The following is a 12,652-nucleotide window of genomic DNA, read 5'->3' on the forward strand; positions in this document are numbered from 1 at the left end:
CGCGTGTCCATGTCCATGACTTTCGCCGATCTTTGCTTGGCGCCCACTCTTCTGAGCGCTCTGGCTGAAGAAGGATATGTCACACCTACCCCTATCCAGGCACAGTCAATTCCCATGCTGCTGGAGGGCCGTGACCTATTGGGCATGGCCCAGACAGGTACAGGAAAGACGGCATCTTTCGCTCTTCCACTGTTGCACCGCCTCGCGGCTAATCCTCGCACAGCCCCAAAGAGTGGCGCACGCGTCCTCGTGCTCGCACCGACACGCGAGCTTGTCTCCCAGATTGCGGATGGCTTTGAGAGCTTTGGTCGTCATCTGAATCTTCGCGTGACGACGATTTTCGGCGGTGTCAGCCAGTTTCATCAGGTGAATGCACTTGAGAATGGCGTGGACATTATTGTCGCCGCCCCAGGGCGGCTTCTGGATCTTATCGAGCAAGGCTTATGCGATCTATCGCAGCTTGAAGCGCTTGTACTTGATGAGGCCGATCAGATGCTGGATATGGGCTTCGCAAAACCGATTGAGCGTATCGTCGCAACACTACCGAAAGATCGGCATACCGTTCTGTTTTCGGCCACGATGCCGAAATCTATCGCGGCATTGGTTGAGAGCCTTCTCAATGATCCGGTAAAAGTCGAAATTGCTCCTCCATCAACCACCGTGGACCGCATTGAGCAATCCGTGATGTTTATGGATGCAGCTCACAAAAAAACGGCTCTCCTAGCCCAGCTTGAAACACAGGATGTCGGTCAGGCCGTCGTTTTCACACTTCAAAAGAATATTGCCAATGAGGTCTGTGCTTTCCTGACCGAGGCCGGGATCACCGCAGAAGCCTTGCACGGCAACAGGTCCCAGGGCCAGCGGGAACGCGCACTCAGCGCATTCCGTGACGGAACCGTACAAGTCCTCGTTGCCACGGATATCGCCGCCCGTGGCATCGACGTTGACACCGTCACACATGTTTTCAACCACGATCTTCCAAGTCTGCCTGAAAGCTATGTCCATCGCATCGGCCGCACCGGGCGCGCCGGGCGCAGTGGTTTCGCCATCACTTTGTGCGATGCCGAACAACGTGCGTGGCTGCACGATGTGGAACGAGAAATCGGTCGTACATTGACGGTTCACACCGACCATCCATGGCACTCAGAAACCGCACGGCACTCCACCATGCGCGCTCCCGTCTTAGGGGGTGGCCCGGTCAAGCAGGTCAAACCACAAGTCAAGCGGGAGCGAAAAGTCTGGACTGAAGAAGAAAAGCTTGCCGCACGTGAGGCCGCCAAGAGAGCCTGAAGCTAATTTAGCTTTCGGTTTTTCTTCGACGCTAACGGATTATAGTAATCCGTTAGCGTCATTGCGGTTTTCATGAAAACCGCTGAGTGACGTCTGGGATCACTCTTCTTCAAGCATCTGCCGATGCTGTTTCTTCAGCCAAAATAGCCAGCATCTGGTCGATAATCCGACCACTGGTTCGGGATGCCAGTCGCCCAAACCCCAGGTCCCAGACGCGACAGGCCTGCCCGACAGATGGCCCCCGGCAGGAGGCATGAAGACTGGTGACACCTGTGTTGCGCAGAAGATCACGCGCGTTCCCCACACGCACACCACTTCCCGCCATGATTTCGATACGCCCGGCGGCATGATGCACAATATTCTTCAGAACAGAATGTCCCTTGGGGGCGCTAATTGCCTGCCCAGACGTCAGTATTCTTTCAAAACCCAACTCAACCGCCTGATCCACGGCCATGAGTGGGTTAGGCGTGAGATCGAAGATGCGATGAAGCGTGCGCCCCATTGACCCGGCGGCCTCAGACAGACGCTTCAGGGTCGCGATATCAAGCGTGTGATCGTCCAGAGACGCTCCGAGAACCACACCAGCCAGCCCTGCTGCACGAGCGGCATCAATGTCCGCCAGCATCTGATCAATTTCCGCTTCGGCAAACACAAAGCCGCCCTCTCGGGGGCGGATCATGGCGTAAACTGGGACCGTCGATTTTGCAGCAAGGTGCATCAGCCCTGCCGAAGGGGTCAGGCCACCCAGCGCCAGAGCGGAACACAGTTCAATCCGCGAGACGCCAGGCCGCTGGGCTGTTTGCAACCCAACGGCATCTTCAACACAGATTTCAAGCGTCGGCATAAACGTTCCTTTCCCAGACGGGAGAACGCACAGGCCGACAGAACTCAGTTGTTCCAGCGAATTCCCGGCAATGCCTTCTCCACTTCGGAAACGGGCTTGATCGTTGCACAGTTTCCTTTCGGATGATGGCTTTTCAGCAGCGCCAGCGCAAACGGAACAGAATCAGCCGCAGAGCCGTTCACTGCCCCGTTGTGAGTCAGACCCGAATAGGTCTTCCACGTTACGTTCGTACCTGCGTCACACATGGCCGCAACAGCGTTATACTGCTGGGCCACACCCGCTTCATTATCGGCGAGGCCTGTACCCACGAAAACCGGCATCGTCATGTGCGCATCCGGGATGGTGAATGCGTCCTGAAAGTCAGCTTCAAGCCTGGATGTATCACCTGCGTACGCATTGTCTTCGGTGATGTCATGCGCCTCCGTATATCGGAACAGATCGCCAAGGCAGGTCTGACGGGCCTGATGAGACAGGTCCTTGCCCTTATCCGTCATGTTTGCACGGACATCCACCTCAGGATGCAGGCTCTTCCGGGATCCCTCAATCGTCAGGATACCAAAAGCCGCAGCCATGTGCGGTGGTTCGACATTCAGGCGTGGAAGCGGATCATGCTTGGGATGATCCGGCAGCTTGAATTGCGTTACGACGCCAGTTGCAACCGTTCCAAGGACATGCAGATCCGGTGCATATTTGGGGGAAAGCCAGGCCGTACCTAACGCAGCGCCACCGCCCTGTGACTGACCAACAAGAATGATACGGTTCTGAAGCGTGCCCTTGTACTGAGCCAGAGCGGCGCGCAACCCGTTCAGAACGCTGTAACCTTCCGGCCGGTACATCAGATACGGATGCGGGCCCGGTGTTCCCAGTCCTTGATAATCACTGGCCACAACGGCAAAGCCCGCCTTCAGCCAATGATCCAGATAGGCACGATCCCGGGAGAGATATCCCCGCCAGGACGGGGCGCAGATATCCGCAATCCCTGTTGTGCCGTGTTCCCATGCCACAACAGGCCAGCCACCTTTAGGGGGCGTACCCTTGGGAAAGATGATCTGACCGGAAACCGTGACGGGATCAGGAGCATTCACCCCACTGATGGACGTGTAAAGCGTCCGCACGGCCTGGCCTGCATTTTCCGGCAGCGGACGATCGGTAATAGGCTGTGTGCGGATCATCTGACCCACCGTTGCCGGCACCTGAGCGGGCGGTATGTAAAAATCGCTGACTCCGCCGTCACCCAGAGCACGATCCACCTCTGCCACACCGGCAGGCTTTGCAGTCTGGGCGGGTTCGGCACAGGCCGCGAGAGACAGGAGTGTGGCAGCGCTGAGGGCAGCGCGGAAAGAAAGCTTCATTATGGTCTCCAGCAGATCGAGGCAGATATTACTGACCGACGGCCACGCCGTCACGGTGCGGGTCACCCCATCCCGTGAGGCCGTCCGAATGAATGGTGATGCCCTGCACGGCGGCATTCATGACGTCAATTTTCGGGTGGTGTCCCATCGCACTCAAAGCAGAAGCAAGTCCGGCGGCAGATGTGCCCTGCTCCAGTTCCTCGGCATGATTCTGGGCCCCAATCCGAGGCTGCTCAATAGCCGTGCGGATATTTTGTCCCCACGCCAGATAGCCCACCAGCGTCTGCACGACAGAATCAATAATCCGGGCACCACCGCCTGCACCAACGATGACTTCAGGCTGCCCGTTCTGCCCAAAGACGATGGTTGGAGACATGGTGGTGATAGGACGCTTCCCCGGTGCTGCAATATTGGCCGCAGGCTGCCCATTCACGAAAGGATGCGACGCAAAATTCGTGATGGCATTGTTCAGGACGACACCATCCACAATGATATCCGATCCGAAATTCAGATTGATCGTGGTTGTGAAAGACAGCGCATTGCCAGATGCATCACGGATGGACAGATGCGTTGTTGCAGGCACAGTCATCGGGTCGGACGATGGCAAAAGCGCCAGCTTCCCGGCAAGTTGCCCTGCCACCACGCGATTGGCCGCTTCACCCGTTGACACAAGCTTCGCCCGGCGATCGAGATACGCTGGATCAAGCATGGCTGCCGTATCCACGCGCGTGTAATCCGGATCCGCAGCATATTTCCGGCGATCGGCCTCGGCCAGACGGGAGGCTTCAAGCAGCAGATGGGCAGCTTCCACACTGCCCGGCTTGTACTGACCAATGTTCAGACGATCCAGAATGGCAAGCTGTTGCAGAACAGACAGTCCACCCGCAACCGGAGGAGCCGCGGAGCAGATGCGACGATTAAAGGCCGTAACACACAGAGGGGCCCGCTCACGCACCTTGTAGTTCTTCAAATCCTCAGGAGACAGTGCCCCGGGATAAGCGCCACTCGTAACCGCAGCGGACAGCTTTTTCGCAAAAGCGCCCGTATAGAAGTATTCCGCCCCATCGTGCGCTACATGTTCAAGCGTGCCTGCCAGGTCGGCATTGTGCAGGATCGTACCTTTAGGCAGCGGCTGACCACTGGCATCAAAATATGCCGAAAACTGCGGTTCTTTCGCGAGTTCCGGACGTTCGGTCAGGACAAGATGCAGATATCCGGCAAGCGGAAAGCCGTCTCTGGCAGCTGAAATTGCAGGCTGAAAAAGGTCGCTCCAAGGCAGCTTGCCATAGCGCTCATGCAGAAGTGCCAGCGTTCGCAAGGTTCCGGGAACGCCAACCACACGGCCCGTCCGCTGCAATGTCACTTCCGGAATCCGGACGCCATTACGATCATGCATGTAGTCCCGGTGCATGCCGGCCGGGGCACTGGCCAGACCGTCAAAGAAGCTTAGATGATCAGCCGCCTTATCCCAGTAGAGGATGGTGGAACCACCACCCAGACCGGAAGCCTGGGGCTCCACCACGGCCAGAACCATCTGGGCCGCAATGGCAGCATCGACTGCACTTCCACCCTTCTGCAGAACATCAGAAGCAGCACGGGATGCCATGGGATTGGCTGTGGCAGCCATAAAATCATGGGCTACTGTGGGCTGGGATACAGGCTGAGCAGGTTGAAGCTGCTGTGCACAGGCGCTCAGTCCGAGGGCCGTTGCTCCAAGCAGGCCGACAAGAACCGGGGTTCTGGCAGAAAGCTTTCTTTGGGAGAGAGCCGCACTTCTGATACGCATGGAAAACATCAACCTTCAGTTCCTGATCGGGAGCATCTACGTCAAACCGTTACGGTCTTCGATCTCTTCGATAAATGCTGTTATGGTGCGATAATTACTAATCTGCGGTTTGCAATGAACGTTTTTCAGGCCATGACGACCTTTATCGCGGTCGTTGAAACAGGAAGCATGACGTCTGCCGCAGAGCGATGCGGCATCTCACCCACAATGGTGGGCAATTACGTGCGCCTGCTGGAGGAGCGACTGGGCACCAGTCTGCTGAGACGTACAACGCGTCGACAGAGCCTGACCGCATTCGGGGCCGTCTACTTCGCCAAATGCCAGAAAATTCTCAGCATGCTGGACGAAACGGAGCGCATGGCGGAAGCCGCCCAGAGTCTCCCGTCTGGCACCCTGAGGATTACCGCTCCGGTCACGTATGGCACACAAAGCATCACGCCCTGCATTGCGGATTACCTGAACGAGCATCCCTCCGTGGATATCGACCTTGTCCTGACGGAACGCAGCGTTGATCTGACGCATGAGAAGTTCGATATCGCCATCAGACTGGGCGTGCCGGAGCCTTCCTCCCTGATCTGTCGTCGGCTCTCCAACTACACTATGACGCTTTGCGCCTCTCCCGCGTATCTTTCGCGCCGTGAAGAGCTTCTAACGCCTCAGCAACTGGCGACACATGACGCTCTGGCCTTTTCCTACACGCCCGCATCACCTTGGCACTGGGCTCGACGGGAATGGCATTTTGAAGGACCGCAAGGCCATGTCTCGGTAGAAATGCACCGCAAGGGTCTTTTCAATAACACGCAGGCCATGCGCCGCGCCGCACTATCAGGCATGGGGATTGCCATGTTGCCCTCAGACCTGGTGCGCGAAGATATCCGGGACGGAAAACTCCATGCCCTGCTTCCGGATTATACGCTTCCGTCTCGGCCTATTTATCTTCTGTATCACAAGGAGCGCTACACCGCGCCGACACTGCGTTCGTTCATTCAGTTCCTGATCCAGAAACTCGGGGGCATCCAGGGTTGATGGCGAAGACGGGTACCCTGTTCCAAAAGAAACCAGATCAGGCTGTTATTGCTTCGATCATTGGCAATATCATTGAGTACTACGACTTCGTCATCTACGCGTATTTTTCCGCCTCGATTGGCCGAACCTTTTTTCCGTCGGGTCTTCCGCTGTCGCAGCTTGGCCTTTCTCTTGCAACGTTCGGCCTGACGCTTCTTGCCCGCCCGCTCGGAGCTATCGTACTGGGCAATTATGCAGATCGGCAGGGGCGCGTCCCCACCATGATGATCTGCATTCTTCTCATGGCGGCAGGCAGCCTACTCCTTACCGTAACGCCGTCTTACGCCAGTATCGGCATTGCGGCACCTGTCCTGATTGTCGTAGCTCGGCTTATTCACGGCTTCTCGCTTGGTGGCGAATTTGGCAGCGCAACATCTTTTCTGATCGAGCATGCGCCTCACCATGAAGCGCGTGCTGCAAGCTGGCAGGCTATCGGGCAAATTACGGCCTCTCTTTGCGCTGCCACTGTCGTCCTTGCTCTGAACCTGTGCCTCCCGACAGCAGCATTCAACGACTATGCCTTTCGTATCGCTACAGGGCTTGGTGCGGCTGTGGGCACGGGCGGGTTGATTTTACGCCTCGTCCTGAACCGTCAGAACCCGCCGATACGTCAGCCCGCCCCCGCTGTTGTGGCACCCTTTTTCCAGTCTGACACGATCCTGCGGACTGCCCTCATCATGGGGTCTGTCGCGCTTGGAAGCGGTATCACATATCTCGGACTCTACATGCCGCATTATGCGCGCAGCCAGTATAGTCTCTCGAGTATCAGCACGTCCCTTGCGCCACTGCTGACCTATGGCGGCCAACTACTTTTCACGCCCCTGCGCTGGAAGCTGGCAGACCGCTTTGACAGAACACACAGCATCCGTCCCATGCTTCTGTCCTGTGCCTTTTTAATCCTTCTGCCATTGCCTGCATTTCAGTTGATCCGCATTGCTCCGGCTACAGTGCTGCTCATGCCACTAATCTTCAATCTGAGCGGGCTTTTCTATTTTGCAGCCCTCGATGGCTTCATCGGACAGATCTTCCCTAGCGAACGGCGAGGACGTGGCCTCACCATGGGATATTCATTCGGCGTGGTGCTGTTCGGAGGCCTCGCCCCCATGACCAACGCCGCGCTGATTGCCTGGAGCGGTATGAACCATGCTCCGGCACTTTATATGATCCTGACGGCCATTATTTCTTTCATGAGCGTGCTTTTGGCTAAGCCTTTGCTGACACGCCGCTCCTGACACAGGCATCCCTTCAGACAAAAATTGAAACTATCAATTTTTTCTTTGGAATGTTCTTATAATTCTCTCCTTTATCTTCGTTTACCAAATTCATAACGCTATCGAAGCGTTAGTCTCCTGCAGAATGAGTTCCAGAAATGTCTTCCTGTACTTTCTCTCCCAGTCGCTCCAGCCGTTCCGGAATGTCCGTTCCGCTTAACGCTCTTTTCGGGCCGGGAAAGAAAGCTCTTGCGGCAGCTACGTTTCTGAGCGGTCTTTCCGTGACTGTTCCAACGGCCTATGCCGCAACATCTGCGACAACAGAGCCTACGAAGCACCGTGCGCACGCAGCACGCACAGAAGTTGAAGCAGGCAAAGAATCCATCAGCGTCACAGGAACACATCATCAGCCTGGCGGTGGCATGATGCGCGCCGAAACAGCATCCCGCGCTGTACAGACCGTGACGCAGAACTATATCGAAATGCAGAGCCCGACGAGCAGCCCGCTCGACCTGATTGCTAATCTGCCGAGCGTGAACATCACGACGCCGGACCCGAGCGGCAATGAAGGCGGTTCCATGCAGAGCCGCGGCCTGTATGACAACGATATCGGCATCATGCTGAATGGCATGCCGATTGCAAACGGCGGCACGTCATCAGCCTCAAACTTCGTCCAGAACTACATCGACAGCAACAACATCTCTGCCGAGAGCATGAGCCCAGGCTCTATCTCCGTGGAAGATCCCGTGACTTCAGCGGGCGCAGGCGCCCTGAGCATCACCACGCGCGCGCCCTCCAAGAAATTTGGCGGCCTGGTGTCCGGCAGCTACGGGTCCTTTAACCGCACACGAGGCTTCATCCGTGTGGACTCCGGTGAAATCGGGCATACCGGAATCACAAGCTATGCGTCGTTTTCCAACACCCACTCCGACGCATGGCGCGGGTCGGGCGACAGCGATCGCAAGCATATGGATTTCCGTGCCCAGAAGCTGATTGGCAACCGGAGCTCCATTGATCTGTTCGCCGGATATAACCACTCACACTACTACCTGAACCGTTATCCAACGCTGGCAAACTTCCAGAACGACAAGCATGGACGTCCGGTCTCCACGCCCCTGAGCTACAATGCACAGTTCAGCGCCACGTCTCCGAGCAGCTATTATGGCGTGCACGGTACGGACAAGGACCAGTTCTACATCTCCATGCCGATGAAGTTTGCGCTGAACAACACCTTCACGCTGAACATCTCGCCATACTACGAGCGCTCCGACATTACGTTGAACAGTGCATCCCGTTTGCAGGAAGGCTATACTTATGCCGGATCAGCGCTTCAGCGGGTTGACCTGAACGGCGACGGCAAGATCAGCACGGCGACGCGTGCCGCAGTCTCCACAAACTCCATGTCCGTGACCCAGCAGGGCGGCGTTGTTGCTGCACTGGGTTGGCACTCCGAGAATAACGACGGTCAAATCGGCTATTGGCACGAGGAATATCGTTATTCCCTGAAGACGCCTATGTCCAAGATGAACCAGACAACGGGTGCGCAGCCGTCGGACACGGACAAGTCGTCCTACTACCGCACAACCAGCGGCAGCATTTACAATTCCGTTGACTACCTAGGGTCTTACAGCCTGAACTCGGGCTTCCTGGAAGACACGGTCCACCTGCTGAACCGCAAGATGAACATCACAGCAGGCATCAAGGTGACGTCCATGACGCTGGAAGGTCAGGACTACCTGCCCAGCACGGCCAGCCACACCAATCACACCTATGTCTCGCCGACGCCGCGCTTTTCCTGGTCGTACAATTTCGCCCCTCATCATCAGCTTTACATCAATGCTGAAGGCGATTTCCGTGCGCCCTCCCCGATCAACATGATCTCGCGCTACAGCACCAGCACGGGCAAAATGACAACATCGGGTGCAGGGGCAAAGCCGCAGTACTCGATCAAGGAAGAATTGGGTTATCGTTACAGCGACGATCTGTTCCTGGCTGATATCAGCTTCTTCAACATGAACGTCTCCAACCGTCTGCTGTCCGTTAACATGTTCAGCAATGACGTTCAGGTCAGCCAGACCATCAATGCAGGTGGCGAGACAATCCGCGGCGTGGATGTCATGCTGTCCACCCGCCCACTGTTCCATCGTTTCAGCCCGTATTTCGCGTTCGAATACCTGCACACAACGATGGACAACAACCTGCAGACCACGGCAGACGATGGCTCCGTTGACTATCTACGGACCAAGGGCAAGACGGCCGTCATGTCTCCGAAGTTCTCAGGCAGCGTTGGTCTGACCTATAATGAAGGCCCGTTCTTCATGAATGCCAGCGTGCACTACACGTCCAAGCAGGCATCATCCTTCATGAACGATCAATACATGCCGTCTTACTTCTCGGACTCCCTGACGCTTGGCTATCATCTGCCAAAGTTCTTCATTGCACAGTCCCCGACCTTCAAGCTGAACTTCACCAACCTGACCAGCCAGTACAAGCTGGGTGGCGTCTATTACTTCTCGAATAATGCCCGGGCAACAACGGGCGTCTATGGTCACAAGATCGGCGCGGACACGGCACCGACCTATTATATCATGCCGCCATTCGCGATGATGGGCACACTGTCCACATCATTCTGATCGGCTTCAGTACTACCGAGACTGGATAAATAAAAAAAGGGCCCCCGGATGTCTATCCGGGGGCCCTTTCTCATTGTCAGGAAGCAGCTTCTTCTTCTGAAGAGTTCAGTATTCTTGGAAACGCCTCTGGATTAAAAATCGCCAGAAGGATAGCGGTTAGCGTAATGGCAATGGCAATTGGCGTTAGAACGCCAAACCCATTCCAGGTTAGCACCTGACCACCAAGTGCTGATCCGAGCAAAATCCCAAGATTACTCCCGCCGTTGATCGCTGCTCCCGCCACATCCGGGCGTGTCGCTCTCGCACGAATTGCGCCCGACATCACAAATGGAATGAGTGCTGAATAGCCGGTACACCAAAGCGCAACAGATGCAACAGAACCCCAGCCAGACAGAATGTGACCATACATGAGGCCCATTCCGATAAGCATGGCCATTCCGCCTGCCAACATGCCCGCAGCTGGCCAACGATCAACAATCTGACCCGCCCCCCATAGCCCTAGAATACTCACGGCACCTGTCAACAAGAGAGCGATACTCAGAGCACTTTTTGGAAGACCATGCGCCAGAAGAAGTGGCGTAACATAAGTATAGAGCATGTTGTGAGCTACGAAAAAGATCGCATCAATGGCCACAACTATGAGAAAGATCTTCATAGCCTTGCGTGACCCCACCGATGGCAGGTTCGTGCTGGCATCTCCAGACGTTACGACTGGCGGCAGGAAAACAGCAATGCAAACCGTCAGCAGAACGGCAATACCAGTCATCACAAGCATGGCAATACGCCAGCTTGCAAAATGGCCAATGGCGGCTGCCCCAGGCACACCTAAAATGGAGCCAAGAGAGGTCCCACCATATACAAACGAAATAGCTCTTCCCGTCATCTTGGGTGGGACAAGCCGGGCAGCATAGGCAGAGACAATTGACATCAGCAGGGCGTGGGCGATTCCACCGATAGCGCGCCCAGCACATAAAATGAGGAATGTCGGAGCAACCGCTGCAATCAAATTGGAAAGAACATATCCTCCCAATGAAAGGAGCATAAGTTTCTTGCGGTCAATCTTTGCAGTCAGGATGGTTAGAGGCACTGCACCCAAAGCAACCATAAGAGCAAAAGCACTTACAGCCAGTCCTGCCTGCCCTTCTGTAATGCTAAAACCCTGCGCCATATCAATCAGTAGACCGACAGGTGCCACTTCGCTTGTCAGTGCCGTGAACGTGCACGCGAATAGTGCGCACAAACCAATAATGGTCTGCTTGGGGAGAGTTTTGAAAAGCATAATTTCCCTGAATACAGTGCAGCATTAATCGCGTTGCGCAAGCGCGCCTTCTGCCATGCTTTCTTCCAAAACAAAACGAAAGAAATGAAGTTCACTTAAGGTTCTTTTTTCTCTCGTTACCAACATTATGTTACATAATAAAAGTACTTATCGGCTGTAGCCGACCAGCCTCACATCCGAAATTTTGTAACTCATGACAATGTGAACGTCGCATTGCGGGATAATGGTTAGCGTTCTCTCGGATATGTCGGGGCGCATGAAATGCGCTTATTGCTATTGCGTCGCAGTTGCGACAAAATCCACTACCAACCAATCATGTCATAAGATGGTTCTAACGATCTACAGACCGGAGAAAGACTTCAATGACTTTCGCACGCTTAAAGCGTCTCGCATTTGTAGCGGGATCAATAGCTCTTACGCCTTCACTAGCATTCTCAGCAGAGACAGCTACCGCATCCCTCACAGGAACTGACGGAAAAACGGTTGGCACTGCACAGATTACTGAGGCTCCAAGGGGCGTTGTGCTCCACATTGAAGTCAGTGGACTGACACCTGGCTGGCATGGCATGCATTTTCATGAAAAAGGAAATTGTAGCGCACCTGCGTTTACCAGCGCAGGCTCGCATGTGCACACCACAAAACCAGTCACGCATGGGCTGCTCAATGCCGGAGAAAATGACTCTGGGGATCTTCCCAACATTTATGCGGGCAGCGACGGAACGGCCAAAGCTGAAGTTTATTCAACATTTGTATCTTTGAAGGGGCAAGACGGCCTTCCGGCCCTATTGGATGCTGACGGCTCGTCTCTTGTCATTCATGCTTCTGCTGATGACTATCAGAGTCAACCGATTGGTGGTTCGGGTCTTCGAGTGATTTGTGGTGTGGTTCGGTAGAGCAAAACGCAAAACCCCCGCTGTCTCGATGAGATAGCGGGGGTTTAAAACTGAATCACTGGTTGCGGGGGTAGGATTTGAACCTACGGCCTTCAGGTTATGAGCCTGACGAGCTACCGGGCTGCTCCACCCCGCGGTGGTATTGGTGATGTTGGTGTTGTGGGAGTGATGAGTGGGCTAGGGGACCTGGCGGCGACCGACTTTTCCGCACCTTGAGGTGCAGTATCATAGGCGCTGAGGGATTTCACGGCCGAGTTCGGGAAGGGATCGGGTGTAGGGCCCTCGCAATGGCCACCAGG

General features: G+C 55.3%; 9 protein-coding genes, 1 tRNA gene and 1 rRNA gene. 5 read left to right on the forward strand and 6 right to left on the reverse strand.

Annotated elements, in window-relative coordinates; genetic code table 11:
• Positions 1–9: 9 nt before the first annotated feature.
• Positions 10–1,290: a DEAD/DEAH box helicase gene (locus KP707_RS08870; RefSeq protein WP_211502821.1), complete on the forward strand. Its 1,281-nt coding sequence runs from the start codon at positions 10–12 to the stop codon at positions 1,288–1,290.
• A 109-nt stretch (positions 1,291–1,399) separates the two neighbouring features.
• Here KP707_RS08870 and KP707_RS08875 read toward each other — a convergent pair whose 3' ends face one another.
• Genes KP707_RS08875 through ggt form a run of 3 tightly spaced genes read right to left on the reverse strand, consistent with a single transcriptional unit; the run spans position 1,400 to position 5,281 of the window.
• On the reverse strand, positions 1,400–2,134 hold the full coding sequence (locus tag KP707_RS08875; protein WP_211502822.1) for a copper homeostasis protein CutC: 735 nt from the start codon (positions 2,132–2,134) through the stop codon (positions 1,400–1,402).
• A gap of 44 nt (positions 2,135–2,178) precedes the next feature.
• Positions 2,179–3,486: a lipase family protein gene (locus tag KP707_RS08880; RefSeq protein WP_211502823.1), complete on the reverse strand. Its 1,308-nt coding sequence runs from the start codon at positions 3,484–3,486 to the stop codon at positions 2,179–2,181.
• A gap of 28 nt (positions 3,487–3,514) precedes the next feature.
• Positions 3,515–5,281 (reverse strand): gamma-glutamyltransferase, encoded by a 1,767-nt coding sequence (gene ggt, locus KP707_RS08885; protein ID WP_249202870.1) that lies wholly within the window; start codon positions 5,279–5,281, stop codon positions 3,515–3,517.
• Positions 5,282–5,404: 123 nt separating this feature from the next.
• Between ggt and KP707_RS08890 the strand changes: the two genes are divergently transcribed.
• The 3 genes from KP707_RS08890 to KP707_RS08900 all read left to right on the forward strand — a co-directional run bounded on the left by KP707_RS08890 (position 5,405) and on the right by KP707_RS08900 (position 10,181).
• Positions 5,405–6,298 (forward strand): LysR family transcriptional regulator, encoded by an 894-nt coding sequence (locus KP707_RS08890; protein WP_249202871.1) that lies wholly within the window; start codon positions 5,405–5,407, stop codon positions 6,296–6,298.
• Positions 6,298–7,569, forward strand: coding sequence for an MFS transporter (locus KP707_RS08895; protein WP_211502825.1), 1,272 nt, complete (start codon positions 6,298–6,300; stop codon positions 7,567–7,569). The genes KP707_RS08890 and KP707_RS08895 overlap by 1 nt, the downstream gene beginning before the upstream one ends.
• Positions 7,570–7,706: 137 nt before the next feature.
• The gene (locus KP707_RS08900; protein ID WP_086634254.1) at positions 7,707–10,181 is read left to right on the forward strand and encodes a TonB-dependent receptor; all 2,475 of its coding nucleotides are present in this window, start codon (positions 7,707–7,709) and stop codon (positions 10,179–10,181) included.
• A 76-nt stretch (positions 10,182–10,257) separates the two neighbouring features.
• Here the strand turns inward: KP707_RS08900 and KP707_RS08905 are convergent, their stop codons facing one another.
• Positions 10,258–11,460 carry an MFS transporter gene (locus KP707_RS08905; protein ID WP_211502826.1) on the reverse strand — a complete coding sequence of 401 codons (1,203 nt, stop codon included), beginning with the start codon at positions 11,458–11,460 and terminating at the stop codon, positions 10,258–10,260.
• Between the two features lie 362 nt (positions 11,461–11,822).
• On the opposite strand from KP707_RS08905, the gene sodC reads away from it, so the two are divergent.
• A complete protein-coding gene (gene sodC / locus KP707_RS08910; protein WP_211502827.1) occupies positions 11,823–12,353 on the forward strand; it encodes a superoxide dismutase[Cu-Zn] in 531 nt (176 codons plus the stop codon).
• 59 nt (positions 12,354–12,412) lie between these two features.
• On the opposite strand, the gene KP707_RS08915 is transcribed toward sodC, so the two are convergent.
• A tRNA-Met gene (locus KP707_RS08915) sits at positions 12,413–12,489 on the reverse strand.
• A gap of 48 nt (positions 12,490–12,537) precedes the next feature.
• A 5S ribosomal RNA gene (gene rrf / locus KP707_RS08920) occupies positions 12,538–12,652 on the reverse strand.

Source organism: Gluconobacter sp. P5E10, from assembly GCF_018812145.1.
Taxonomy (GTDB): Bacteria; Pseudomonadota; Alphaproteobacteria; order Acetobacterales; family Acetobacteraceae; genus Gluconobacter; species Gluconobacter cerinus.

Coding starts and splice junctions, on each gene's coding strand:
- KP707_RS08870 (WP_211502821.1), top strand. CDS start 10: ATGTCCATGACTTTCGCCGATCTTTGCTTGGCGCCCACTCTTCTGAGC.
- KP707_RS08905 (WP_211502826.1), bottom strand. CDS start 11,460: ATGCTTTTCAAAACTCTCCCCAAGCAGACCATTATTGGTTTGTGCGCA.
- KP707_RS08875 (WP_211502822.1), bottom strand. CDS start 2,134: ATGCCGACGCTTGAAATCTGTGTTGAAGATGCCGTTGGGTTGCAAACA.
- sodC (WP_211502827.1), top strand. CDS start 11,823: ATGACTTTCGCACGCTTAAAGCGTCTCGCATTTGTAGCGGGATCAATA.
- KP707_RS08880 (WP_211502823.1), bottom strand. CDS start 3,486: ATGAAGCTTTCTTTCCGCGCTGCCCTCAGCGCTGCCACACTCCTGTCT.
- KP707_RS08900 (WP_086634254.1), top strand. CDS start 7,707: ATGTCTTCCTGTACTTTCTCTCCCAGTCGCTCCAGCCGTTCCGGAATG.
- ggt (WP_249202870.1), bottom strand. CDS start 5,281: ATGTTTTCCATGCGTATCAGAAGTGCGGCTCTCTCCCAAAGAAAGCTT.
- KP707_RS08890 (WP_249202871.1), top strand. CDS start 5,405: ATGACGACCTTTATCGCGGTCGTTGAAACAGGAAGCATGACGTCTGCC.
- KP707_RS08895 (WP_211502825.1), top strand. CDS start 6,298: ATGGCGAAGACGGGTACCCTGTTCCAAAAGAAACCAGATCAGGCTGTT.